The organism is Rhizobium sophorae, from assembly GCF_013087515.1.
Taxonomy (GTDB): Bacteria; Pseudomonadota; Alphaproteobacteria; order Rhizobiales; family Rhizobiaceae; genus Rhizobium; species Rhizobium sophorae.
This window is the reverse complement of the sequence record NZ_JABFCN010000048.1, coordinates 172787-197737: the sequence shown is the minus strand read 5'-3', so window position 1 is coordinate 197737 and position 24951 is coordinate 172787. Positions and strand designations below refer to the sequence as shown.

23 protein-coding genes and 1 riboswitch are annotated in these 24951 nt (G+C 60.9%); of the genes, 13 read left to right on the top strand and 10 right to left on the bottom strand.

What is annotated here, in order from left to right; genetic code table 11:
- Both G9X64_RS26715 and G9X64_RS26710 read right to left on the bottom strand, forming a co-directional pair.
- Positions 1-1191, bottom strand: a complete 1191-nt coding sequence (locus G9X64_RS26715; protein WP_168313696.1) for a low temperature requirement protein A — start codon at positions 1189-1191, stop codon at positions 1-3.
- A 61-nt stretch (positions 1192-1252) separates the two neighbouring features.
- Positions 1253-1627, bottom strand: a complete 375-nt coding sequence (locus G9X64_RS26710) for a gamma-butyrobetaine hydroxylase family protein (RefSeq protein WP_131628936.1) — start codon at positions 1625-1627, stop codon at positions 1253-1255.
- A gap of 136 nt (positions 1628-1763) precedes the next feature.
- Between G9X64_RS26710 and moaA the strand changes: the two genes are divergently transcribed.
- Positions 1764-2810 (top strand): GTP 3',8-cyclase MoaA, encoded by a 1047-nt coding sequence (gene moaA, locus G9X64_RS26705; RefSeq protein WP_168313697.1) that lies wholly within the window; start codon positions 1764-1766, stop codon positions 2808-2810.
- A 160-nt stretch (positions 2811-2970) separates the two neighbouring features.
- Here the strand turns inward: moaA and G9X64_RS26700 are convergent, their stop codons facing one another.
- Entirely contained in the window at positions 2971-3756 is a 786-nt protein-coding gene (locus tag G9X64_RS26700; protein ID WP_168313698.1) for a class I SAM-dependent methyltransferase, read from the bottom strand.
- 115 nt (positions 3757-3871) lie between these two features.
- On the opposite strand from G9X64_RS26700, the gene G9X64_RS26695 reads away from it, so the two are divergent.
- From G9X64_RS26695 to G9X64_RS26685, 3 genes are read left to right on the top strand one after another with little or no spacing between them, the layout of a single operon-like run.
- Complete coding sequence (locus G9X64_RS26695; RefSeq protein WP_168310837.1) at positions 3872-5008, top strand: ABC transporter substrate-binding protein; 1137 nt, start codon at positions 3872-3874, stop codon at positions 5006-5008.
- A gap of 6 nt (positions 5009-5014) precedes the next feature.
- Positions 5015-6085, top strand: a complete 1071-nt coding sequence (locus G9X64_RS26690) for a FecCD family ABC transporter permease (protein WP_168310838.1) — start codon at positions 5015-5017, stop codon at positions 6083-6085.
- On the top strand, positions 6079-6831 hold the full coding sequence (locus G9X64_RS26685; protein WP_168310839.1) for an ABC transporter ATP-binding protein: 753 nt from the start codon (positions 6079-6081) through the stop codon (positions 6829-6831). Before G9X64_RS26690 ends, G9X64_RS26685 begins: the two co-directional genes overlap by 7 nt.
- A 79-nt stretch (positions 6832-6910) precedes the next feature.
- Here the strand turns inward: G9X64_RS26685 and G9X64_RS26680 are convergent, their stop codons facing one another.
- The 4 genes from G9X64_RS26680 to G9X64_RS26665 form a co-directional block, all read right to left on the bottom strand.
- Positions 6911-7861, bottom strand: a complete 951-nt coding sequence (locus tag G9X64_RS26680) for a sugar-binding transcriptional regulator (protein ID WP_168310840.1) — start codon at positions 7859-7861, stop codon at positions 6911-6913.
- A 21-nt stretch (positions 7862-7882) separates the two neighbouring features.
- Positions 7883-9349 carry an FGGY family carbohydrate kinase gene (locus G9X64_RS26675; RefSeq protein ID WP_171377687.1) on the bottom strand — a complete coding sequence of 489 codons (1467 nt, stop codon included), beginning with the start codon at positions 9347-9349 and terminating at the stop codon, positions 7883-7885.
- A 68-nt stretch (positions 9350-9417) separates the two neighbouring features.
- Complete coding sequence (locus G9X64_RS26670) at positions 9418-10374, bottom strand: transketolase family protein (RefSeq protein WP_171377686.1); 957 nt, start codon at positions 10372-10374, stop codon at positions 9418-9420.
- Positions 10374-11183, bottom strand: coding sequence for a transketolase (locus G9X64_RS26665; protein WP_171377685.1), 810 nt, complete (start codon positions 11181-11183; stop codon positions 10374-10376). Before G9X64_RS26665 ends, G9X64_RS26670 begins: the two co-directional genes overlap by 1 nt.
- A 206-nt stretch (positions 11184-11389) precedes the next feature.
- Here G9X64_RS26665 and G9X64_RS26660 point away from each other — a divergent pair, with 206 nt between their 5' ends.
- The 6 genes from G9X64_RS26660 to ribB all read left to right on the top strand — a co-directional run bounded on the left by G9X64_RS26660 (position 11390) and on the right by ribB (position 17938).
- Positions 11390-12370 carry an ABC transporter permease gene (locus G9X64_RS26660; RefSeq protein ID WP_064653858.1) on the top strand — a complete coding sequence of 327 codons (981 nt, stop codon included), beginning with the start codon at positions 11390-11392 and terminating at the stop codon, positions 12368-12370.
- A gap of 117 nt (positions 12371-12487) precedes the next feature.
- The gene (locus tag G9X64_RS26655; RefSeq protein ID WP_171377684.1) at positions 12488-13417 is read left to right on the top strand and encodes a sugar ABC transporter substrate-binding protein; all 930 of its coding nucleotides are present in this window, start codon (positions 12488-12490) and stop codon (positions 13415-13417) included.
- A gap of 28 nt (positions 13418-13445) precedes the next feature.
- Complete coding sequence (locus tag G9X64_RS26650; RefSeq protein ID WP_171377683.1) at positions 13446-14924, top strand: sugar ABC transporter ATP-binding protein; 1479 nt, start codon at positions 13446-13448, stop codon at positions 14922-14924.
- Positions 14925-14946: 22 nt separating this feature from the next.
- Positions 14947-15735, top strand: coding sequence for an SDR family oxidoreductase (locus G9X64_RS26645; protein WP_168310845.1), 789 nt, complete (start codon positions 14947-14949; stop codon positions 15733-15735).
- A gap of 267 nt (positions 15736-16002) precedes the next feature.
- Complete coding sequence (locus G9X64_RS26640; protein ID WP_171377682.1) at positions 16003-16785, top strand: glucose 1-dehydrogenase; 783 nt, start codon at positions 16003-16005, stop codon at positions 16783-16785.
- A 192-nt stretch (positions 16786-16977) separates the two neighbouring features.
- A riboswitch (FMN riboswitch) is annotated at positions 16978-17176 on the top strand.
- A 126-nt stretch (positions 17177-17302) separates the two neighbouring features.
- Positions 17303-17938: a 3,4-dihydroxy-2-butanone-4-phosphate synthase gene (gene ribB, locus G9X64_RS26635; RefSeq protein ID WP_171377681.1), complete on the top strand. Its 636-nt coding sequence runs from the start codon at positions 17303-17305 to the stop codon at positions 17936-17938.
- Positions 17939-18168: 230 nt separating this feature from the next.
- Here the strand turns inward: ribB and G9X64_RS26630 are convergent, their stop codons facing one another.
- Positions 18169-18936, bottom strand: a complete 768-nt coding sequence (locus tag G9X64_RS26630) for an SDR family oxidoreductase (protein ID WP_168310849.1) — start codon at positions 18934-18936, stop codon at positions 18169-18171.
- A 329-nt stretch (positions 18937-19265) separates the two neighbouring features.
- On the opposite strand from G9X64_RS26630, the gene G9X64_RS26625 reads away from it, so the two are divergent.
- The 3 genes from G9X64_RS26625 to mobB are packed head-to-tail and all read left to right on the top strand — an operon-like array spanning position 19266 to position 21344.
- A complete protein-coding gene (locus G9X64_RS26625) occupies positions 19266-20174 on the top strand; it encodes a DMT family transporter (RefSeq protein WP_168310850.1) in 909 nt (302 codons plus the stop codon).
- Between the two features lie 22 nt (positions 20175-20196).
- A complete protein-coding gene (gene mobA / locus G9X64_RS26620) occupies positions 20197-20826 on the top strand; it encodes a molybdenum cofactor guanylyltransferase MobA (protein ID WP_171377680.1) in 630 nt (209 codons plus the stop codon).
- Positions 20823-21344 carry a molybdopterin-guanine dinucleotide biosynthesis protein B gene (gene mobB, locus G9X64_RS26615; RefSeq protein WP_171377679.1) on the top strand — a complete coding sequence of 174 codons (522 nt, stop codon included), beginning with the start codon at positions 20823-20825 and terminating at the stop codon, positions 21342-21344. The genes mobA and mobB overlap by 4 nt, the downstream gene beginning before the upstream one ends.
- Here the strand turns inward: mobB and G9X64_RS26610 are convergent.
- Both G9X64_RS26610 and G9X64_RS26605 read right to left on the bottom strand, forming a co-directional pair.
- Positions 21276-23441, bottom strand: a complete 2166-nt coding sequence (locus tag G9X64_RS26610; protein ID WP_171377805.1) for a hybrid sensor histidine kinase/response regulator — start codon at positions 23439-23441, stop codon at positions 21276-21278. The two genes, mobB and G9X64_RS26610, sit on opposite strands and share 69 nt — an antisense overlap.
- Positions 23416-24927: an ATPase domain-containing protein gene (locus tag G9X64_RS26605; RefSeq protein ID WP_168310853.1), complete on the bottom strand. Its 1512-nt coding sequence runs from the start codon at positions 24925-24927 to the stop codon at positions 23416-23418. Before G9X64_RS26605 ends, G9X64_RS26610 begins: the two co-directional genes overlap by 26 nt.
- Positions 24928-24951: the final 24 nt, after the last annotated feature.

Below are 24951 nucleotides of genomic sequence, written 5' to 3'. Positions count from 1 at the left end.
CTAGTGCAGCGTCGGCGCCGCCTCCGTACCCGTCAGCGAGCGATATTCCCAGGCGGCGACGATGATCAGCACCAGCGTCGCCAGAATGCCCATCAGATAGACCTCGATGAAGGGCGCGACAAAGGCAAGCAGGATCAAAAACACCAGGCCGGCAAGATGCGACAGCGGCATCCGCCCGCTGGTCGCGCCCTTGAACCAGAGATTGCCGATCAGGAACAGGCCGGAGCCGCCGAGCACCGCCGCGGCGATGCCGAGATTGCCCGTCTCGTGCGGATGCGAGAACATGAACTCGACCGCAACCGCATGGACGATGATGCCGGCAAGAATTGGGATATGACCATAGGTGAAGGCCTGCCGCGCCAAGCTTCCCGGCGTCTCTTCATGCTCGATGCGGTGGGCGGCGCGTCCATGGCCGAAGCGGAAGTAGAGCCACCACATGGCGACCGTGCCAATGAAGGCGGTGACGAAGACGATGCTCGTCAGCCCGGAGAACGGCAGCTCCGAAAATGTGCGGCCGGAAACGAGGATCGCTTCGCCGAGGCAGATGATCACGAAAAGTGCACAGCGCTCCGCCATGTGCGCGCCGGAAACGTCCCAGTCCCGCGCCGTCGAGCGGCCGAGCCCCGGCACCGCAAAACCCGCGGCCGGCCCGGCATATTCGATCGCAAGCGCTATCACCCAGGCGATCAGCCGGGCTTCGTGCTCGAGCAGCCCGCCGGCGATCCAGAAGACGCCCGCTGCCACGAGCCAGGCGGTGATGCGCACGAAATTCAGCGTATTGGCGCGGTCGACGCGCGTCATCGCATAGGTGGCAAACAGCGAGCGCCCGACCTGCATCGCCACATAGGCGCCGGCAAACAGCAGCCCCTTGTCGCCGAAAGCCTCGGGGATGGAGGCAGACAGCAGCAGCCCGAGCATCATCAGCGCCACCAGCATCCCGCGCACCGGCATCTTGTCCGGATCGAGCCAGTTCGTCACCCAGGTGGTGAATATCCACACCCACCAGACGGCGAAGGTCATCAGCGCCGCTTCGGCGGCACCGAGCGGCGTGTAGTGGGCGGCGAGCGCATGCGAAAGCTGCGAAATCGAAAAGACGAAGACCAGGTCGAAGAACAGTTCGAGGAAGGTCACCTTGTTGCCGCTGGCGCTGCCCTTGGCGCGCAGCCAGTTCTTTCCGTTCGTTTTCGCCATATGGCCCCCGATGGCTGGAATTATGGGTCTATTGAAACTGATAGCGGCGCTCTCGTAAGCGTCAGCGTGGCTTCTCCGCCGTGTCGCGGTTCATGCCCTTTTCGCTCAGCTCGGCCTCATAGGCGGAAAACAGCTCAGCGCCCCGTTCACCCAGTTCGCGCAGATAGGTCCAGGTGTAGATGCCGGTATCATGCATGTCGTCGAAGCCGATCCGAACCGCATAATTGCCGGTCGGCATCATCGAGATAATCGCAACATTGCGTTTGCCGGGCACCGTCACCTTCTGCCCCGGCCCGTGGCCCTGCACCTCGGCCGACGGCGACAGCACACGCAACAGCTCGGCCGACAGGTCGAAGCTCTGGCCGTCGTTGAAGGTCACCACCAGCCGCTGCCTGTCTTTCGAGACGCGAAGTTCGCTCGGCCAGATATCGCTCATCATTTTGTCCTCTTCTCATGCGAGGAGTAGGCGCTGATCTTTTTAAGCGCAAGCTGAAATTGGCATGCTCACGCGGGCTGTTTCCCTTGACGCGACAATAGCATATGCCCACATTGATGAGAGTACGGAGATACAGGTGAACACCAGAGTCGGAACGATAGGCACTGCATCGCCGCTGGTGGCGGATGCACATCCGATGATCGACCCCTTCGGGCGGGCGGTCACCTATCTTCGCGTCTCCGTCACCGACCGCTGCGATTTCCGCTGCACCTATTGCATGGCGGAGAACATGACCTTCCTGCCGAAGAAGGATCTCTTGACGCTGGAAGAACTCGACCGGCTCTGTTCCGCCTTCATCGCCAGGGGTGTCAGCAAGATCAGGCTGACCGGCGGCGAGCCCTTGGTGCGCAAGAACATTATGTATCTGGTGCGTCAGCTCGGCCAGAAGATCGGCTCCGGCCTCGACGAATTGACGCTGACCACCAACGGCTCTCAGCTTTCCCGCCATGCCGAGGAGCTCTATGATTGCGGCGTGCGCCGCATCAACGTCTCGGTGGATACGCTCGACCCCGACAAGTTCCGCAAGATCACCCGCTGGGGAGACTTCGCCAAAGTCATGGAAGGCATCGACGCGGCTCAGAAAGCCGGTCTGAAAATCAAGCTCAACGCCGTGGCGCTGAAGGATTTCAATGATGCCGAGATGCCGGAGCTGCTGCGCTTCGCCCATGGCCGCGGCATGGATCTCACCGTCATCGAAACCATGCCGATGGGCGAGATCGAAGAAGATCGCACCGACCAGTATCTGCCGCTTTCAAAGCTGCGCGCCGATCTCGAAGAGCAGTTCACCCTTGCGGACATCGATTACCAGACCGGCGGCCCGGCGCGTTACGTCAGGGTCGAAGAAACCGGCGGCCGCCTTGGCTTCATCACGCCGATGACCCATAATTTCTGCGAAAGCTGCAACCGCGTGCGCCTCACCTGCACCGGCACGCTCTACATGTGCCTCGGCCAGAACGACGCCGCCGATCTCCGCGCCGCACTCCGCGCCACCGAAGACGACGCCCTCCTCCACGCCGCCATCGACGAGGCCATCACCCGCAAACCCAAAGGCCACGACTTCATCATCGACCGCAAGCATAATCGCCCTGCCGTGGCCAGGCATATGAGTGTTACTGGTGGGTGAGAAGCGGTCCCGCAAGCGGGAGCAATCGATCCAGTGAATCGATTGCAGCTTCGAACGCCCTGAGCCATGCGAAGGGCCGGGATAGGGTGCGGCAGACTCCATCTTCTCTTCTCCCCAGCGGGGAGAAGAGGGAGCAAGTGGCACCGCCGCGCCAACCCCATCACCCAGGCTTACGCGCACAAATCGCAAACCGCTCCTGCACCATCCGCTCAAGCCCGCGCAGAAACGGCATCTTTCGAGCCTGCGCCCAGTGGATATCGCTAAGCTTGCGGTCGACCACGATTTCCGTAAAGCCGGCCTTCTGCAGAAGATCGACCACCGCTTCGGCCGGCATCTCATTTGCGAAATGCACGCGTGAGCGGATCTTCTGGTGGCGCGCCAACATCTCTGGCGACATGTGGCTTGCCGGCGGTTTGCCTGTTACCTTCGACCATAGCTTCTGCAGGCCCTTGACCCAGGTCTCCCTACCCATGTTGCCGTCGAGGATCAGCACTTTGCCGCCCGGCTTCAGCACCGAGAACCATTCCTTGAAGGCCGACGCCGGGTCCACCAGTGTCCAGACGAGATGCCGGTTGGTGATGACGTCGTAGCTGTTCTTGGGCTCCATCGTGTTTTCGGCGTCGCCGGAAACGAAGCGGATATCGGTGCCGCGCTTCTTCGCCTTGGCGCGCGCCTGCGCGAGCATCGCATCCGACCAGTCGAGCCCCGTGACCGCAAAGCCGGCATCATGCATCAGATGCGAGATGACGGCGGTGCCGCAGGCGAGATCGAGGGCCGCGCGCCCCTTCCCTTCGCCGAGATGTTTTCTGATCAGCCGCTGCCAGCCTTTGCGCTCCGCTTCCGAAAAGATTTCATGGCCGACGCTCTGGTCGAAGGTCGCCGCCCTTTCCGACCAGAAGTCGCGAATTTCGTCGCGGATCGAGTAGTTCGTATTCATGGAATTCATCTTGGGCATCCCGGCTTTGGATCACTTTGGAAACGCTCTAAAACATAAAACTTGATTCACAAAGTCATATTTCATATGCCTGCGGACATTATTCAGACATCGGGGGAATTTCCAGATGAATTTCGTAAAAATGCTCGCAGTCTCCGCAGCTGCGATTGCCGGCTTCATGCCGCTTTCGGCTTGGGCGCAGTCCTTCACCATCAAGGACGTGGCAGGCCGTGAGGTGACCTTCGACAAGCCGGTCGAGCGTGTGATCCTTGGGGAAGGCCGCATGCTCTATGCAATCGCGCCGATCGAGAAGGAAGATCCCTTCGCCAAGATCGTCGGTTGGCGCAACGATCTCTGGACCACCGACAAGGACGGCTTCAACGCCTATGTCGAGAAGTTTCCGAAGGGCAAGGACCTGCCCTTCCTCGGCAACCTGACCGACGGCACGCTGCAGACCGAAACAGTCGTCAAGCTGGATCCCGACGTGCTGCTGCTGCCGATCGGCAACAAGACGGCCGCCGACGAGGTGAAGCTCGAGGACATGCTCGCCGGCATCGGCGTGAAGATCGTCTACATCGATTTCCGCGAGCACATTCTCGCCAACACCGAGCCGAGCCTGAAGATCCTCGGCCAGATCTTCGGTCATGAGGACCGCGCCGAGGCCGTCGCCAGCTTCTGGAAAGAGCAGATGGCCCGCGTCACCGACAAGCTCAAGGCCGCCAATCCTCCGAAGCCGAATGTCTTCATGTACCGCGCCGCAGGCCTCGTCGAATGCTGCGGTACCTTCGGTCCCGACAATTTCGGCCTGATGGTCGATTGGGCCGGCGGCCACAATCTCGGCTCCGATTTCCTGCCGGGCTATACCGGCTCGATCAATGCCGAGCAGGTTGTTGCCTCCAATCCTGACGTCATCGTCGTCACCGGCTCCAACTGGAGCCAGACCAAGAATGCCAAGGACTTCGTGAATGTCGGCCCGAATGCGGCCGCCACCTTCGACGACAGCCGCAAGGCGCTGAACACGCTGATGGAAAACCCGGCCTTCACCGGCTCCAGGGCGGTTGCCGGCGGCAATGTCCATGCGATCTGGCACCAGTTCTATACGAGCCCCTACCAGTTCGTCGCCGTCCAGCAGCTGGCCAAATGGTTCCATCCCAACCTCTTTGCCGACCTCGATCCCGATGCCACCTTCAAGGAATTCCACGAAAAATTCCTGCCCGTCGCCTACCAGCCGGGTTACTGGGTGGACGCCAAGGCGGGTCGGTAATCCGAAATGGTCGAGATCGCCGCCATATCGATCGAAGCCGAAGCCGGGAGGGAGCGCTACCGCGCCCTCGCCCGGCGCAAGCTGCTGATCCTTGCCATTATGACGACCGCGCTCTTCCTGTCCTTTGCCGTCGATCTCGCCTGGGGCCCGGCCCGTTACAGCCTCGGTGAGGTCGTTTCCGCCCTTCTCAACCCCTCCTCCGTGTCGGACCAGGTGCGCGCCGTCGTATGGGGCATCCGCATGCCGGTTGCCGTGATGGCGATCGTGGTCGGCGCCTCGCTCTCCGTCGCCGGCGCGCAGATGCAGACGATCCTCGCCAATCCGCTCGCCAGCCCCTTCACGCTCGGCATTTCGGCCGCGGCGAGCTTCGGCGCAGCCCTTGCGATCGTCACCAGCGTTCCACTGCTGCCGGTCGCCGCCGGCCTGCTGGTGCCGGTCAATGCCTTCATCATGGCGCTGATCGCCACGCTCTTCATCCATTTCGTCTCGCAGGCCCGCGGCGTCTCGGTGCAGACGGTGGTGCTGCTCGGTATCGCGCTGGTCTTCACCTTCAATGCGTTGCTCGCCTTCCTGCAATATCTCGCCTCCGAACAGGCGCTGTCGGCTGTCGTCTTCTGGACGATGGGCAGCCTCACCAAGGCCACCTGGCCGAAGATCTGGGTGACGCTTACGGTGCTGCTGATCGCGCTGCCGCTCTTTGCCCGCAATGCCTGGGCGTTGACGGCGATCCGCCTCGGCGAGGACAAGGCCGCAAGCTTCGGCGTCAATGTCCGCCGCATCCGGCTGGAGACCATGCTCGTGGTCTCGCTGCTTGCCGCAGTCCCCGTCAGCTTCGTCGGAACGATCGGTTTCGTCGGCCTCGTCGGGCCGCATATCGCCCGCATGATCCTCGGCGAGGATCAGCGCTTCTTCCTGCCGGGCTCGATCCTGTCGGGCGCGCTGCTCTTGTCGCTGACCTCGATCGTCTCGAAGTCGATCATTCCAGGCGTCGTCTTCCCGATCGGCATCATCACCGCGCTGGTCGGGGTACCCTTCTTCTTCTCGCTCATCCTCTCGAACAGGAGCCGGTCGTGGTAGCGCTTCAGTTGCAGTCGGTCGGCGCCTATCATGGCCGCAAGCTCTTCGTCGAAGACGTGACGACGCCGGTGATGAAATCGGGCGAGGTCGTCGCGGTGATCGGCCCGAACGCCGCCGGCAAGTCGACCCTCTTCAAGCGCATCACCGGCCTGCTCAAGGGACCGGGCCATGTCATCGTCGAAGGCTCGAAGACAAGAAACGCCATCAGCTACATGCCGCAGGATACTACGGCCAACGCGGTGCTGACGGTCTACGAATCCATCCTGCTTGCCCGCAAGCAGGGCCAGTCCTGGGCCGTAAGCGACAACGACCTACGTTTCATCGACGAGATCATGAAGGCGCTTGATATCACCGCCATCGCCTTCCGCGATCTCGGCGCGCTCTCCGGCGGCCAGCGCCAGCTCGTCTCCATCGCCCAGGCTCTAGTGCGCGAACCTGAGATCATGCTGATGGACGAACCGACCAGCGCGCTCGACCTTCACCGCCAGGTCGAAGTTCTCGATTTCATGCGCCGCCAGGCCCGCGCCAAGGGCATGATCGTCCTGATCGCCCTCCACGACCTCAACCAGGCGCTCCGCTTCGCCGACAAAGTACTCATCATCGCCAACGGCCGCATGCACGCCTGCGGCGCCCCAAGAGATGTCGTCACTGCCGAGATGCTGCGCAAGATCTACAGGGTCGAGGCCCGGGTGGAGAAATGCTCGATGGACCACGATCATGTGATTGTGGATGGGACGGCGCATTGACCCAAGAGAGCCTATCCGGAGGCGCGTAGCCCATAGGGCGAAGCCTCGAGGGACGAGGCGGGCGCCCCACCCTGCCCCGTCAGTCGATCAATCGCTGCGCGGTAAACTTGTCCGTAACAAGCATGTCGATGACGCCCACGCGGAGCGCGCCTGCGATAGCGTCAGTCTTTTTGGACCCGCCGGCAAGAGCAATGACCCGGTCCACCCGTTCGAGATCCTCGAGTGGAAGCCCTATGACCCGGTCGTCCAGGGGCGTCTTGACCGGCTTGCCGTTTTTATCGAAGAAGCGAAGCGAGATGTCGCCGACAGCTCCAGCTTCCGCGAGATCAGACAGTTCGCGAGATGAAAAGATGTTGCCGGACCGTGCAAGAAGTTCGGACGGTTCGACTGCTCCGATTCCGACAATCGCAAGCGTTATGCTGCCGAAGAGGTCCATCGTCTCCCGCACGTATGGATCGGCCTGCATAAGAAATTTTGCCTCTCTGGACGTCGTAACACCCTGCACAGCGAGCAGTTTTGGCTCAGCGCCAGTCAGCCGAGCAAGCCGCGTGGTAAGCTGCGTCGCATGCGTCTGCACTGAAGGATCGCCCATGCCTCCAAGGGTCTGGACGACGTACTTCGCCTGAGCGCTCTTCAGGGGATGAATGTTCTCGACCATCTTGGAGATGGTCTGGCTCCAACTCGAAACGCCGATGATTTCCCCTGGCGCAAGCGTCACCTCGAGGAGATGAGCCGCTGCCTCTCCGATACGGGCCATGATGGCTCCGTCCCGATCTTCCGTGCACTCCACGACGACCGCCTCCGGCAAATCGTATTTCTCGCGAAGGGCGCCCTCAAGCTCGCTGTAGGTGCCAACGGGGGGCGTCACGCTGGTTCGCACGATATCTTCAGCCTCGGCACGCTTGAGCATGCGCGACACCGTCGCCTGCGACAGGCGAAGGTGCTGTGCGATCTCCGCCTGTCGCCGTCCCTCCAAGTGGTACATCTGGGCGACCCTTGAGATGAGGCGGAGTTCATTGAGGCGAGTCATCGCTAATCCTAGGGTGAATTTTTATTCATCATTAGCCGTTGTTTCGCGTAACGTCGAGCGGGCAAGCGCATCATTCCAGGTATTCAGAAGCACCGCTCGATCCACGGGTTCCGGGTCAATGATATGTGAGCTCCGGGGGAGCTCTGCGATAGCCTGAAGATCGCTCCACAGGCCAAGTGAGAGACCCGCGAGATATGCGGCCCCCAAGGCCGACGCCTCGGGTGCTTCGCATTGGATCACGGGATGTTCGATGAGGTTGGCGACACTCTGCATCAGGAATCGGTTTTGACTCGGTCCGCCGTCTACATAGAGCGCCCCGAGCTCGCCGCCGCTTTGTGCCCGCATGGCGGCGATCACGTCGTGCACCTGGAGGGCAATAGAATCGGTTACCGACCGCGCCATTTGCGCACGTGTCGTATTGAAGTTGATCTGGGAGAACAGGGCACGGGCGCCGGAGTTCCAATAGGGTGCGCCCAGTCCCACGAATGCCGGCACGAAGCCCGGTCCGCCCGGTTCGGCGCTCGCCGCAAGTTCGACAAGGGCCGCGACGTCCGAAAGGCCGAGAATGCCTGCCATCCAGGGGAGACTGGCGGCGCAAACGAGAATATTGCCTTCGAAAGCGAAAGTCGGCCTTCCCTTGATACGCCATGCGACGGTGGTTGTGACCCCGTTGCGTGGGGGAATGAATCGCGAAAGCGTCGTCATCACCGAAGAGCCGGTACCGAAGGTTACCTTGCCATCACCCGGCTTGAAAGCTCCATGACCGAACAACGCTGCATGACTGTCTCCGATCGCGGCCATTATTGGAGTTCCATCAGGCACGCCCGACAATCCTTGCGTCGCGCCGAAATCGGCAGAGCTGTCGAGCACCTCGGGAAGGAGCGCGATATCGACGTCGAAAATCTCGCCGAGTTCCTCGCTCCATCTCTGCTCCTGGAGATCGAACAACTGGCTCCTGGCGGCATTGGAAGCATCGCAGACATGCCGGCGCCCACCCGTCAGGCAGTGCACGAGCCAACTGTCGACCGTTCCCAGCCGCACTGATCGCCCGGCTGGAATACGGTCGAGCAGCCATCGGAATTTCGAACCCGGGAACATCGGATCCAGCGGCAGGCCTGTGAGCGCCTGCACACGGTGAAGGTGGCCTTCGACAATGAGACGTTCGCAATCCTGTGCCGTTCGACGGCACTGCCAACTCACCACCGGTCCAAGTGCTTCTCCCGTTTCGGCGTCCCAGGCAGTGACCGACTCGCGCTGATTGGAAATCGCCACGGCCTCGATAACCACGTCGGGGGCGGCCTTCAGGCAGACGTCGATCGCCTCGCAGACGGATGCGTAGAGCCGGCGTGGGTCTTGTTCGACCCAGCCTGGCCTCGGATAGGTGATGCCGACAGCAGCCGAACCTCTGCCGACAATTTCTCCCTTTTCGGAAACGAGAACGGCCTTTGAATTGGTCGTGCCCTGGTCAATTGCCAGAATTGCCCGCATTCTATCCTCCCCAGATCAGACGGCAGCCGGGATGACAAATAGGCGTCCCGGCCGATACGTAATCCCAGTTACTTGCGCCTGATCAGCGACTGCGCGGCGTCGGCGATCGCGGACGGCGCCATCCCGAATTCGTCGAGCAGGAACTCTGCCGAACCGGTCGGAGCGTAGACGCCGGGAACGCCGAGACGTTTCATCGGGACTGGAGCATTGTCGACCACCACTTCGGCGACCGCGGAACCGAGACCGCCAAAAATAGAATGTTCTTCGGCTGTGACGATCGCTCCGGTTTCCTTCGCTGCAGCGATGATGGCGTCCTCGTCGATGGGACGAACCGTTGCAAGGTTGAGCACTCTGGCGTTGATGCCGCGTTCTGCGAGGATCTCGGCAGCCTTCAGAATTCGATGGGTCAAAGTACCGTTTGCGATAAGGGTGACGTCGGACCCCTGGCGAAGGAGGTTTGCCTTGCCAAGTTCGAACTTGTGACCCTCCGGAAGGAGATCCGGCACCCCTACGCGAGACAGACGCAGAAAGCAGGGACCGTTGTAGGTCGCGGCCCACTCAACCGCAGCAGCTGTTTCGATCCGGTCACAAGGCGCAATGACCGGAAGATTAGGCAGAACCCGCGTCCAGGCGAAGTCCTCGATAGAGTGATGGGTCGGGCCGAGTTCGCCATAGGCCATTCCAGAAGAAATGCCGACCAGCTTGACGTTGGCATTCGAATACGAAATATCGGCTTTGATCTGCTCCAGCGACCGTCCCGTGAGAAACGGAGCGGCAGCGCACACGAACGGAAGGCGTCCGCCGTTGGCGAGGCCTGCTCCAACCCCCACCATGTTCTGCTCGGCGATACCGACATTGACCAGGCGCTCTCCAAACTTCGCCTTAAAGCCGCCGAGCTTGGAGGAGCCGACGGAGTCGTTGCAGACGGCAACGATCATTTCGTTTTCGGCTGCCAGCCGCTCAAGCGTAGAGGCGAATGCGTCGCGGCAATCGTAGAGCTTGGGTGCGTTTATTGGCGCGTTCATTACTGTGCCTCCGACAATTCTGCCAATGCGATTTCGTATTGTTCCTTGCTCGGTACCTTGTGGTGCCAGTCGACTCGGTCTTGCATGAACGAGATTCCATGCCCCTTGTTGGTATGGGCCACGATGCAATGCGGTCTCGATCCCCGGTGTTCGAGGGCTGAAACCACTTCGCTCATATTGTTCCCATTGATCTCGGTGACTTCCCAATCGAAAGCTTCAAGCTTCGGACGAAGCGGGGCGAGATCGTTGGTTTCCGCCAGGGCGGCGCCCTGCTGGAACCTGTTGTGGTCGATGACCAGCGTCAAGTTATCGAGCTTGAACTGCGCGGCCGCCATGATCGCTTCCCAGTTGGAGCCCTCCTGCATCTCACCGTCGCCGGTGACGACGTAGGTGTGATATTTCGCGCCCGAGAGTTTGGCGGCTTTCGCCATTCCTATTGCGACTGGAAGACCGTGCCCGAGCGGCCCGGTATTCGTTTCGACGCCAGGAACCTTGTTGCAATTTGGATGCCCGTTCAGCCTCGAATGCGGCTGCAAGAAGGTGGAAATCTCTTCCTCCGGGATGAAGCCGCGTTTTGCGAGCGTCACATACAGAGCGCATGCAGTATGTCCCTTTGACAGAACGAACCTATCGCGGTCGGGGTGCTTCGGCTGATCGGGCCAAACATTCAGCACGCGAAAATAGAGGGCAGTCAAAATGTCGATAACCGACATTTCCCCGCCTATATGGCCGGCGCCCGCTTCGAAAACCGCCTGGAGATCGCGCAATCGGATCTCGCGAGCGACCCGCTCGAGTTCTGTCGTATTCATGGATTCCTCTCATGCATAAATATTCAGTTATCAATATTTTTGCACACGGCGCCGATTAGTCAAGCCCTTTAAGCAGTGTGCCGGCAGTTGCAAGTCCAGAAAATCCTATTGACAGCTCGGAGGCAACTTGTTAATGAATTTTCCAGCATCGGTGAATATTTATTCGCGGCGTGATTTAGCGAATAGCCTAGGCATAGGGAGGAACAATGGTGGCGCTCGATATCAATGAACACGGGCTCTCGTCCGGCGCCTGGTTGAGCAAGCTCAAGGGCGCCACCGGCCCACTTGTGGGGCTGCTCGCGCTTTGCGTCTTTCTGAGCCTTAGCACCGACACGTTTCTTTCGGTTCGGAACGGCCTCAACATCCTCGATCAGATCACTGTTCTCGGCATCATGGCCGTCGGTATGACCTTTGTCATTCTGATCGGCGGCATCGATCTCTCCGTCGGCTCGGCACTTGCTCTTGCGATGATGGTCATGGGCTGGACTGCGAATGTCGCCGGCCTACCGCTGCCGGTCGGGATCGCTTTTGCTCTGGTCGCATCGGGCGTTTCGGGGCTGATCGTCGGACTTCTGGTGACGCAGTTCAGGGTTCCAGCGTTTATCGCCACTCTTGCGATGATGTCCGCGGCTCGCGGCGTCGCAAATATGATCACGGACGGCCAGCAGATCGTCGGATTCCCCGACTGGTTCATGATGCTGGCAATCGATCGCCATTTCGGCGTGTTGACAGCCACTGTGTTTCTCATGCTTGCGGTTGTTCTTGCCGCGTGGCTTTTCCTGCACTTCCGGTCTGAAGGTCGCATGCTCTACGCGGTGGGAGGAAATCCGGAAGTCGCTCGGCTGGCGGGTATCAACGTCCCGCTCGTGACGATTGGCGTCTACGTCGCAAGTTCAGTCCTTGCGGGGCTCGCAGGCATCGTGCTCGCCGCGCGGCTGGATTCCGTCCAGCCGTCCAGTGGTCTGGGGTATGAGTTGGACACCATTGCCGCGGTCGTCATCGGCGGGACTTCGCTCTCTGGCGGTGCGGGCGGCATCGGTGGAACGCTGATCGGCGTTCTTATCATCGGCGTCCTTCGCAACGGTCTCAACCTTCTCAACGTCTCACCGTTCCTGCAGCAAGTGATCATCGGCATCGTCATCGTGCTCGCGGTCGGCGCGGAGACCATTCGTCGGCGTCGCGCCTGACGAGCGGGGTTCGCCGGGTTGGCGCACCCAGAATTCCGCTCCAAAAATTTGGGTCGGATCAATACCCCGAGGGGGAGGACATACCCGAGGGTTCCATCTAACAACGGAGGAAATACAATGAAAATTGCGCGCACCATGCTCGCGTCTGCTGCACTGCTCGGTCTCATGCTCGGCCCAGTACACGCGGCGGAACTGAAGAAGCTCGGCTTGGCCGTTGCCAACCTTCAGGCAAACTTCTTCAACCAGATCAAACAATCCGTCGAAGCCGAAGCCAAGAAGCGCGGCATCGAAGTCATCACGGTCGACGCAAAGGGCGACGGGCCGACGCAGGTCAATCAGATCCAGGACCTCCTGACCCAGAAGATCGACGCGCTGATCTACATTCCGGCAGGTGCGGCAGCTGCGACCGTTCCGGTCAAGCTCGCGAAGAGCGCTGGTATTCCGGTCGTGAACGTTGACCGCAACGCCGAGGGAGCACCCGGCGATACCTTCCTTGCAACGGATTCCGTCGCGTCTGCCAAGGCCGTGTGCGACTACATCCTGAAGGAAGCCGGCGGCAAGGGGAAGATGGTCATCATCCACGGTCAGAAGGGCACAACGCCGGAAGTCGATCGTTCGAAGGGTTGCGCTGAATCTCTCAAGGCATATCCGGACGTCAAGGTTGTCGCCGAGCAGTTCTCGAACATCTGGAGCCAGGACGAAGGATTCCAGATCATGCAGAATATGCTGCAGGCAAATCCGGACGTTTCGATCGTGTTCGCCCAGGCCGACGGCCTCGCCCTTGGCGCCGCGCAGGCGATCAAGGTCGCCAACCCTTCCCAGAAGATCGTGGTTGGCGGCTTCGATGGTGACACCGCAGCTCTCGAAGCGCTCAGCAAGGGCGTCTTCAACGTAACGGCGACCCAGCAGACGCAGAAGATGGGCCGCGAAGCGGTTGAAAACGCCGCCAAGCTTGTCGCCGGAGAAAAGGTGCCACCGGTCCAGCTCCTGGATGCCACGCTGACAACCAAGGAAAACGTCGCAGGCTTCATCGCCAACCATCCGTGATGAAGTTGAGGTCTTGAGGAGGTGTGCCGTGACTGATCCAGTTCTTTCCCTGAGGGGCATATCCAAATGGTATGGGCCGCTCCAGGTTCTGAAGAATGTCAGCTTGGACGTTTATCCCGGCGAAGTGGTTGCACTTCTCGGTGAAAACGGCGCAGGCAAGTCAACGCTATCGGGCATTATCGCCGGGTCACGCACGCCGTCCGAAGGATCAATGACATGGCTGGGGCAGCCTTATGCCCCGGCCACCCCAAGGGAAGCGATCGACAAGGGCGTTGTCCTGATCCATCAGGAGCTGCAGCTTCTGCCGCAGCTGTCGATCGCGGAAAACGTCTTCATCGGACGTTGGCCGATGAAGAATGGCGTCGTCGACCGCGCCCAGATGGTTCGCCGGGCCCAGGACCAGCTCGCTCGCTTGAACCTTCACATCCCAGCAACGCGGACGGTCGCCGGCCTTTCCACAGCAAATCAGCAACTCATCGAGATCGCCAAGGCGCTGGCTCTCAACGCAAAGCTCCTGATCCTCGATGAGCCGACGGCCGCCCTTGGCGGCGCGGAGACGGAAGCTCTTTTCGAACAGGTTAGAAAGCTTCGGTCGGAGGGCGTCGGCATCGTCTACATTTCCCACCGCATGGAAGAGATCAAGCGAATAACCGACCGGATCGTCGTTCTTCGCGATGGCGAGCGCGTGCAGGAATTCTCCGACAGCGCGACACCGGTGCGAACGATCGTCGAGAGCATGGTCGGACGCCCGCTTGACCGCTTGTTCCCTGCCCTGCCGGTTCCGACTGACCATCCAGTACTCCAGGTGTCGGGGCTGTGCTCGCCGGACAACTCGTTCCGTAACGTTACCTTCGATGTGCGCGCCGGGGAAATTCTCGGAGTCGCCGGACTGGTTGGCGCCGGCCGCACCGAACTTGTCCGCGCGATTTCGGGCGCGGACCCAATCAGTGCAGGTTCGATCAAGCTGGAAGGCGAAGAACTCAGGCTGCGCGATCCGGCGGATGCGATCGCCAAGGGCATCGTGATGGTCCCGGAAGACCGCAAGGAGCAAGGCCTGGTTGTCGGGCACCGGATCGGCGAGAACATTATCTACGCCAATCTCGACAAGCTGGGCGGGCGTTGGATTACGCCGAGCGTCAAGCGCTCGTTTGCAGAGAAGGCAGTTGCCAAGTTCGGCGTGAAAGGCCGTGCGGAGCAATATGCCTCGGACCTGTCCGGCGGCAACCAGCAGAAGGTCGTCATCGCGAAATGGCTGATGCGCGATCCTAAGGTCGTCGTACTCGACGAACCGACGAGGGGCATCGACGTCGGGGCCCGAGCGGGCATCTACGACATCATCGTCAATCTTGCAAAACGGGGCGTGGCGGTCATCGTCGTAAGCTCGGACCTTGAGGAAGTTCTCGGAGTCTCCAATCGCATTCTCGTGCTTGCGCAAGGCAAACAGGCAGGCATTCTCAATCGTGACCAGGCAAATGACGTTTCGGTCATGGAGCTAGCCACCATCTAAACAGAAAGAGAAAGGAAGAGCGGTGTCCGACATCACTCTGAACGCCCCGAAGCTTTTCGATCTTGGCGGCCAGGTTGCCATCGTTACCGGAGCCGGAAGCGGCATTGGGCAGCGCATTGCCATCGGCCTTGCGCAATGCGGGGCCGACGTGGCGTTGCTTGACCGCCGAACCGACGACGGGTTGGCCAAGACGGCTGAACATATTCGCGCCGCCGGCCGCCGCTCGATCCAGATCGCGGCGGATGTCACGAGCAAGTCTTCCCTTGGAGAGGCAATAGCACGTACCGAGGCCGATCTCGGCCCATTGACACTTGCAGTCAACGCGGCAGGCATCGCTAACGCGAACGCGGCGGAAGAGATGGAGGAGGACCAATATCAGACGTTGATGGATATCAACCTGAAAGGCGTCTTTCTTTCGTGCCAGGCCGAGGCTCGCGCCATGCTGAAGAATGGACGCGGCTCCATCGTCAACATCGCTTCCATGTCCGGCGTGATCGTGAACCGGGGACTGAGCCAAGCGCACTATAACGCCTCCAAGGCGGGCGTGATCCATATGTCGAAGTCCATGGCGATGGAATGGGTCGACCGCGGCATTCGCGTCAACACCATCTCCCCGGGATACACGGCAACGCCCATGAACACCCGTCCGGAGATGGTCCACCAGACCAAGCTCTTCGAAGAGCAGACGCCGATGCAACGCATGGCAACGGTGGACGAGATGGTAGGTCCGGCGGTGTTCCTGCTGTCGAATGCAGCAAGTTTCGTGACCGGCGTCGATCTTCTCGTCGACGGCGGTTTCTGCTGCTGGTGACAACTGGAAAAATGAACGGTCTCGCTCCCTCCCTGGCTGAGATCGAGGCGCTGAAGGGACCAACGGGCAAGACGGCGTGCGATATCGTCGTCTTGCCCGCCCTCACGCCGAATGAACGGGCGGAGGGCTCGGGCGTCGTCATCGGTGCTCAAGACTGCCCGAATTCTCCGGGATTATCTCGGGCACCCGCTTGAACTCAAATAATGATCGCAGGGTAGATCGCGCCGAGATTTGCTGTTTATCGACGGATACCGGGAAGGAAAGAGCATGAAACGCTTTGAGCAAAAGACTGTCGTCATTACCGGAGGCAGCCGCGGCATCGGCGCGGCGATCGCCAGGCGCTTTGCGCGCGAAGGCGCTAATCTTGTCGTCTCGGCCAATGAGGATCTGGTCCACGGCGTTGCCGATGGAATCCGGGCCGAAGGCGGCAAGGCGATCTCCTTCACCGGCGACGTCACCGATAAGGCGAGCGTCACCGCCCTCTACGATGCCGCCGAAAAGGAGTTCGGCTCGGTCGACGTCTCGATCCAGAACGCCGGCGTCATCACCATCGCCCGCATCGAGGACCTGACCGAAAACGAGTGGGACAAGGTCATGGCCGTCAATACCAAGGGCGTCTTCCTCTGCGCCCAGGAGGCGATATCAAGAATGCGCAAGCAGAAGCGCGGCGGCCGCATCATCAATACTGCCTCCGGCCAGGCCCGCGACGGCTTCATCTTCACGCCGCATTATGCCGCTTCGAAAATGGGCGTCGTCGGCATCACCCAGAGCCTGGCCAAGGAAGTCGCGACCGAGAAGATCACCGTCAATGCCTTCTGCCCCGGTATCATCGAGACCGACATGTGGGCCTATAACGACCAGGCCTGGGGCAAGCTGCTCGGCAACTACGCCCCCGGCGAGCTGATGAAGGAATGGGTCGAAGGCATCCCGATGAGACGGGCCGGCTCCGGCGAGGATGTCGCCGGCCTGGTGACCTTCCTCGCCAGCGATGACGCCGCCTATATCACCGGCCAGACGATCAATGTCGACGGCGGCCTGATCATGTCCTGATGCAGGTCGCCCAAAAGTGCGCAGCGGTTTTGGGACAACGACATGTATGGAACAACAAACCACCAACGAAGCGCGGAACGCGACACGGTCGTCGCCTCCGTGTGAACAGTGTGTCCATCGGCGTTAGGGCAGCTTTGCATTTTTGCCGGGTCGAGAGACCTTGCCATCTGCCTGTTTTTGATCCTATCTTTGAAATGTTCTCAGGGCGGGGTGCAATTCCCCACCGGCGGTATCAGGAGCAATCCTGGAGCCCGCGAGCGCTTCCGGCAGTACAGCGCCGCGCGTCTTTCAGACGCGCAAAGGACGCTGTAGAATTTTGAATTGCTGGAAGGTCAGCAGATCCGGTGAGATGCCGGAGCCGACGGTATAGTCCGGATGGAAGAGGACAACACGGGCAGTCGCACTCCATCCCGGAGTCGGCTGACGTTTGTTCGCCCAAGGGCAGAAGGCTCGCTCACGGATTGAGCCGAGCAGACCATGTCAGCCCGCTGACATAACCCTTGAAAGGCCAGACAGCATGACTATCGCAACAATTGAAGATGCCATATCAGCCATTGCCAGCGGCAAGATGGTCGTCGTCGTCGACGACCAGAACCGGGAAAACGAAGGCGATATCGTGGTCGCGGCCGATGCCGTCACCCCGGAAACAATCGCCTTCATGATGACCCACGCCCGCGGTCTCGTCTGCATCGCCATGGAAGGCCAGCGCCTCGATGCGCTCGATATTCCGCTGATGGTGCCCAACAACACGGAATCGCACAAAACTGCCTTCACGGTCTCGGTCGATTATCTCAAGGGCACGACGACGGGCATCTCTGCGGCGGACCGCGCCGCCACCGTCCGCGCCCTCGTCGACGATCGCGCAAAGGCTGACGAATTCGCCCGCCCCGGCCACATCTTTCCGCTGCGCGCCAACCCCAGCGGCGTCCTCGGCCGCCCCGGCCACACCGAAGCCGCCGTCGATCTCGCCCGCCTCGCCGGAAGGATCCCGGCCGGCGTCATCTGCGAAGTCGCCAACGACGACGGAACCATGTCCCGCCTGCCCGAACTCACGCTCTTCGCCGAACGCCACAACCTCCCCCTCGTCACTATCGAGGACCTGGTCGCCTATCTCGACCGCCAGGTAGCAAGAGACATACGCGAAGTCGCCTGATCGGCGCAAAGCGGCCAGCCCCGTCCTTCGAGGCCCCTTCGGGGCGCCTCAGGATGAGGCTGGAGAGAGGTTGCGGCTTGGTTCAACGGGAAGCGCAGCGGCAAGACACACCGACCAGCCCTTCATCCTGAGGCGCGCAGGCCGCAGGCCGGAGCCTCGAAGGACGAGGGCGGGTGGCTGGGTCCCAGACGCGCACGGCTGGTTGCCACAGCACACCCTATTTCCTGCCCCTATGTCCGGCTGATCGAAACGCCGCCATCCGCCAGCATTGCCGTGCCGGTCACGAAGCTCGACATGTCGGAGGCGAGGAAAAGCGCCGCATTGGCGATCTCTTCGGGTTGCGCCATGCGTTTCAGCGCATGCAATCCCTCGACGAAGGCGAGCACCTCCGGCGTGGCATCAGGTGCGTTGGTGATGCTGGCGGGAGTATCGGTGCCACCGGGCAGCAGGGCGTTGACGCGGATCTTCTGCGCTCCGAGTTCGGCTGCGAGCACCTGCACGAAGCCGATCAGACCCGCCTTGCTCGCCGCATAGGCGGCCATGCCGGGCATGCCGACGGTGTGACCGACGAAAGTCGAGGTGAAGATCAGCGATCCGCCACCTTTTCCCATCGCCGCCGACTGGTGCTTGGCGCCGAGGAAGGCGGCGGTGAGATTGGTCTCGATCGTCTCGCGCCAGCCCTCCAGCGACAACCCGGCGACCGGCCCCATCTCACCGATGATGCCGGCATTGTTGAAGGCGATGTCGAGCCGGCCAAAACGCGAGACTGCCGTCTCGACGAGCCTTGCCTGCAGAGCCTCGTCCCTGACATCGCCGGATATAGCGACGGCCTGACCACCCTCCGCCTCGATTTCGGCGATGACGGCATCGAGCGCGTCCTGCCGCCGGCCGGTAACCACGAGCTTGGCGCCTTCCCGCGCAAAGAGTTTCGCCGCCGCGCGGCCGATGCCGGAGCTTGCGCCGGTGATGATTGCGATCTTGTCGTTGAGAAGTGTCATATCGGTCTCTCCTGGGTTGTTGCGAGATCTCAGATGCTCAAACATCAGGCGATACAGCCACCCGTTTCCCGCGCAGGAAGAGAAAAACGTCTATGGCCCGAACCGGCAATGCGACGGCGCCTCGTCGTCGACGCCTTGATTGCGGCGTCGGAACTATCAGAATTCCGCGTATAAAACGGAGATTTGCCTGGACTTCCACCCACACGCCTACGTTGACATCAGTGCCATTGTGCACCGCATCATCGATTTATGCCTGGTGTGACATTCAACCGATTCCCTTCATGCATCTTCGCGACTAAAAGGGGCGCACAGGTAACGGGAATCTGTTCATGCCGCGGTCACGCAATACTCAGGGCGCCATCTATATGAGCATGGCGATGGCCGGCTTTTCCGCGAGCGACGCTCTATCCAAATCGGTGATCGCCTATATGAACGCCGGCGAAATCATGTTCCTGCGCGGCCTTTTCACCAGCCTGCTCGTCTATCTGATCGCCTGGAAAATGGGCGCACTGCGTTCCTGGCGCATCATGCTGCAGCCGATGATCATCTTCAGGATCATCTGTGAGACGCTCTCCGCCGTCACCTATATAACCGCGCTCGGCATGATGCCGATCGCCAATGCCTCGGCGATCCTGCAATCGCTGCCGCTGGTCGTCACCTTCGGTGCGGCGCTCTTCTTCAGCGAGCCGGTCGGCTGGCGGCGCTGGTCGGCGATCCTCGTCGGCCTCGTCGGCGTGATGATCATCATCCGCCCCGGCCCGGAAGGATTCACCGCCGCCGCCCTGCTCTGCGTCGCCGCGGTGCTAACGACGGCCGGCCGTGATCTCGCCACCCGGAGCATCAGTCCGGAAATCCCCTCGCTGATGATAACCGTCATCACCGCCATGTCAGCCTCCTTCTTCGGCGCGCTGCTCATCCCGGTGCTCGGCGGCTGGCAGCCGGTCAGCGCCAGCGCGCTCGGGCATCTCCTGCTTGCCTCTGTATTGGTGCTCGTCGGCTACCAGTCGGTCATCCTCGCCATGCGCACCGGCGAAATCTCATTCGTCGCGCCGTTCCGCTATACCAGCCTGATCTTCTCCTCCCTGCTGGGTTTCTTCTTCTTTGCCGAAGTGCCTGACAGCTGGACGCTCGTGGGGGCTGCAATCGTCATCGCCTCCGGCCTCTATACGTTCTATCGTGAGGCCAAGCGCCGCGTGTCTCCTATCGCGCAGGAATCCGCGCCGCGCGCGCCGGTCTGAGGAAGGATTCTGAGGCAGTGTGATGACTGAATTCTCGCTCGACAGATCTAACATAGCAGGCGTCGTGTTGGCCGGCGGCCGCTCGCAGCGCATGGGCCACGACAAGGCGGGCGTAATGCTCGGGGCCGAGAGCCTGCTCCGCCATGCACTGACCCGCCTCTCGCAACAGACCTTGCTCGTTGCGGTCAATGCCGATACCACCGCCGAGGGCGTGCCTGTCGTTCCGGACCTTTTTCCCGGCAAGGCCGGGCCGATGGCCGGCATCCATGCGGCCATGGTCTATGCCTCCGGCCTGCCCTCGATCACCCATGTCGTCACCGTCTCGGTCGATTGCCCGTTCTTCCCGGCCGATCTGGTCGCCCGGCTGGCCGCAGCGGTCGAGCACCCCTCGCAGATCGCCATTGCCGCCTCCGAGGGCCGCAGCCATCCCGTCTTCGGGCTTTGGCCGGTGACGCTGTCCGCCGATCTCGAAGCCTGGATCGCCACCGACGAGAAGCGCCGCGTGCGCGACTTCCTGTCGCGGCATGACGTTACGGAAGTCGTGTTCCCGCTGCATCCGACCCGCGCCAGCCTGCTCGATCCCTTCTTCAACATCAACACGCCCGACGATCTCGTCGAGGCGGAACGCTGGCTGGAGGCCCTTCGCGCATGACCGCACCGAAAATCTTCGGCATCGCCGGCTGGAAGAACTCGGGCAAGACGGGTCTCGCCGTCCGGCTGGTGACGGAGTTCACCCGCCGTGGTTACAAGATTTCGACGATCAAGCACGCCCATCACGATTTCGACATCGACAAGGTCGGGGCCGACAGTTACCGCCATCGCCAGGCCGGAGCCCATGAGGTCACCATCGTCTCCGGCACACGCTACGCCATCATGCACGAACTGCGCGGCGCCCCCGAACCTGAGTTCGAGGAGATCCTCGCCCGTCTCGCACCCTGCGATCTCGTGCTGATCGAAGGCTACAAACGCGAAGCGATTCCGAAGATCGAGGCCCGCCGCCTGGAGGCCGCCAATCGTGAACCGTTGGCGCCGAGCGATCCCCATATCTGCGCCATCGCTGCTGATCATGCCGTTACGGATACGGCCCTGCCATTCTTCGATCTAGACGACACAGGCGCCATCGCCGATTTCATCGCTGACATCGTTGGCCTTGGAGAGGCGAGGCATTGAACCACCTGCGTCAATGCCGGATCTAAGAAGCGAAACCGTTTCGCTTGCCATCGCCTTGGCGATTTCCTTGGCGAGCTGAGTCTGATCATAGGGCTTTGCCAATCTCGGAAGATCGATATCGGTACCGGCAGGAAGATCGGCGTAGCCTGTCGCCAGCACGATCGGCAATTCCGGATGAATGTCGCGCGCAGCCTGGGCGAGCTGTGCGCCGGTCATACCGGGCATCGAATAGTCGGTAATGACAAGGTCGAAATGCTGACCGCTGCTGATCAGTTCTAGCGCCTGCGAGCCGGAGTTTGCTTCGACGACCTCGTGGCCGAGATCTTCAAGCATGTCGACCGAACTCATGGCAATCAAGGCATCGTCATCGACGAGCAGAATCTTCAGTCTGGATGCCGCTTGCGGGACGGGCAGCTCCGCCTCGGCTGGCCGCTCGGGGCGCCGTTCGGTCGCCGGAAGCCACAGTTCGGCGGTCGTTCCGACACCAAGCTCGCTGGTCAGAAGAAGTGCGCCATTGAGCTGAACGGCAAGTCCGTGGATCATCGATAAGCCGAGGCCTGTGCCCTTTCCGAGTTCCTTGGTCGAGAAAAACGGATCGACCGCCTTCTTCAATGTTTCCGCGTCCATGCCGGTGCCGCTGTCGGCCACTGCCAGCACAAGATAGCCCCCTTTACCGAGAGCGCCGCCATCGCCGACAACCTCTTCCTCGCGCAGCGATATGGCCAACGTCCCGCCATCCGGCATCGCATCACGGGCATTGACTGCAAGGTTGAGCAGCGCCAATTCGAGCTGGTTCGCATCAACCAGGGCCGGCGGCAGGCTTGTCGGCAGATTGGTTTCGATGCTGATCGAGGATCCGACCGAGCGCTGCAGCAGGTCGTTCATGCCCGAGACTAGCTCGGCCAGATCGACAGGCTTGACCTGCAGATCCTGCTGCCGGGCAAAAGCCAGCAGCCGTTGCGTCAGAGCCGCTCCGCGCCTCGCACCCTGCACTGCCCCCTCAACCAGACGCGTCGCCTTGGCATCTCCGGCAACGTGCTTGCCGAGTAATTCCAGATTTCCAAGAACGACCATCAGCAAATTGTTGAAATCGTGGGCGACGCCGCCGGTCAACTGACCGATTGCCTCCATCTTCTGCGATTGGCGTAGCTGCTCCTCGGCTTTTTCACGCTGGGCGACTTCTTCGAGCAGCGTCTGGTGAGCGGCGTTGACCTCCCTCGTCCGTTCCCGCACACGCTCTTCGAGGTTTTCATTGAGGCGTCTCAGATTTTCCTCGATGGTCTTGCGGGCGGTGGTATCGGAACAGACCCCGACGAGTTTCCTCGCGGAACCATATCTGTCGGAATAAAGCTGCGCATGGACCTCCGTCCAATGGAGTGAACCATCCGGCCAGATTGTCCTGTGCTCGATCGAATAGTCGCGTCCGGTATCGATCGTCTCGCGCAGGCGTGCCAGCACAAGATCTCGGTCGTCGGGATGGATGCTTGCGATCAGATCGTCGCGTGTGACATCATCGTCCGGCTTTCGGCCGAAGACTGCCTTGCAGGTGGCCGAGGCAGACAGGGCCATCGAGGATAGCTCCAGCTCCCACGCCCCAAGACGACCGGCTGCAAGCGCCGTCTGCAACCGTCGCTCGCCCTCGCCCAAAGCCTCGAGCTGAGCTTGAGCCTCATATTGGCGCAGGCGCCCTTTTAACGCGGTCCGCGCAATACTGATGAAGGAGGTCGCATGGAACGGCCTTTCCAGGAAAGTGACGTTGCCGAGAACCTCTGAAAGCCTGGCAGCGGCCGGATTTCGTTCAGGTCCGCCGCCGCGCGTGGTGAGCACGATGAACGGTAGATCGGACCAGCTTGGCTGGGCGGAGACCCAGGCAGCAATTGGCTTCAAATCGCTCCAGCGAACGGCCTCTTCGGTCAGCACGCCAAGCGCGATCTCATCGTTAAGTAAAGAGGCAAAGACATTCAGGTCGGCAGCCGCGATCGATGATAGGCCGGCTTCGTCGATTAGCGATACCGCCACCTGGGCATCGCGTCCGGCAGGAGTATAGATCAATGCTTTCGGCTTTACGGAGTTAGGAATTGCCGCGATCCCCGCCATCAGTCGACAGGAGCGGCTCTGCGCTAGTGACAAATTCGGGAACGCCGCGAAGCACACCCTGGAACCCGACCAGAGGATCCCCGAACGTCAGCCCCGAACTGTCGATACGATACTCTCGGATTGTATCCTCATGCAGCCCAGTTCTTTTCTTGATCACGGACACCGCTCGCCGCACCCTCCCCGCGGCCTCGAAGTAGCGCAACAGTATGACTGTGTCCGCAAGATAGGTCACGTCGACAGGCGCCTTCATGTCGCCGACAAGTCCATGCTGTGCAACGGTAAGGAAGGTATTGGCGCCTTGCCTGTTCAAATATTGAAGCAACTCATGCATGTGAAGGATCAGCGAATTTTCATCCGGCATCGATGCTTGATAGCCGTTGATGCTGTCGATGATGACGGTCTTGGCATTCGACTTGTCCACGCACTCGCGCACGCGATGCGCGAATTCACCTGGTGACAGTTCAGCGGCGTCGAGCTGTTCGATGTGAATTAGACCGCTGCTCCTTAGAGTCTCGAGATCTATTCCCAGCGCCTTGAGCCGCGTAAAGAGCAGGCCAAGCTCTTCGTCGAAGATGAAGGCCGCGGCTCTCTCGCCACGCGCAACCGCCGCGACCAGGAATTGAAACGAGAAAGTGCTCTTGCCGGTACCGGATGGACCGAGGATAAGTGTACTGGAACCTCTCTCCAACCCCCCGCCCAATAGAAGGTCCAGTTCCGGAATATTTGAGGATAACTCATCGCGGACATAGGTCGACCGATGTTCGGCGGCGACGAGACGTGGAAAAACAACGACGCCGCCGGTTTGAATGGTGAAATCGTGGAAACCGCCGCGGAAGGCTTGCCCACGGTATTTCGTGATCCTGAGCCGCCGGCGCTCGGCCCCATAGCTCGGCGCCATCTCCTCGAGATGGATGACGCCGTGCACGACGCTATGAACCGTTTTGTCAAGCACGTCGGACGTCAGATCATCGAGCAAAAGGACTGTCGCCCCCTGCCGGGCAAAATAGTGTTTGAGCGCGAGGATCTGCCGCCGGTAGCGCAGCGAGCTTTGCGCCAGCAGCCTGATCTCCGACAGGCTGTCGAGAACCACACGACTGGGCTTAACCCGCTCGAAAGCGGCAAAGATCTCCTTTGTCGTCTCTCCGAGTTCCAGGTCTGATGAATAGAGCAGGCTCTGCTGCTGGTCGGCATCCAGCAGGCTTTCCGGAGGCACGACCTCGAAGACCTCGATATGGCCGTCGATCACCATCCCGTGCGATGCCGCACCGGCACGAAGCTCACCATCGGTTTCGGAAAGGGTGATGTAGAGCCCCTGCTCGCCGATCCGCGCACCCTCGATCAGAAACTGCAATGCAATCGTTGTCTTTCCCGCCCCTGGATTTCCCTCCAGGAGAAACACGTGCCCCGGCGAAAGCCCCCCTGCCAGAATTGTGTCCAAACCGGACACGCCAGTCCGGGCTTTCATGGCAGGTATAGCAGTATTCATTCATTGTTTCCTTCAGCTTATAAC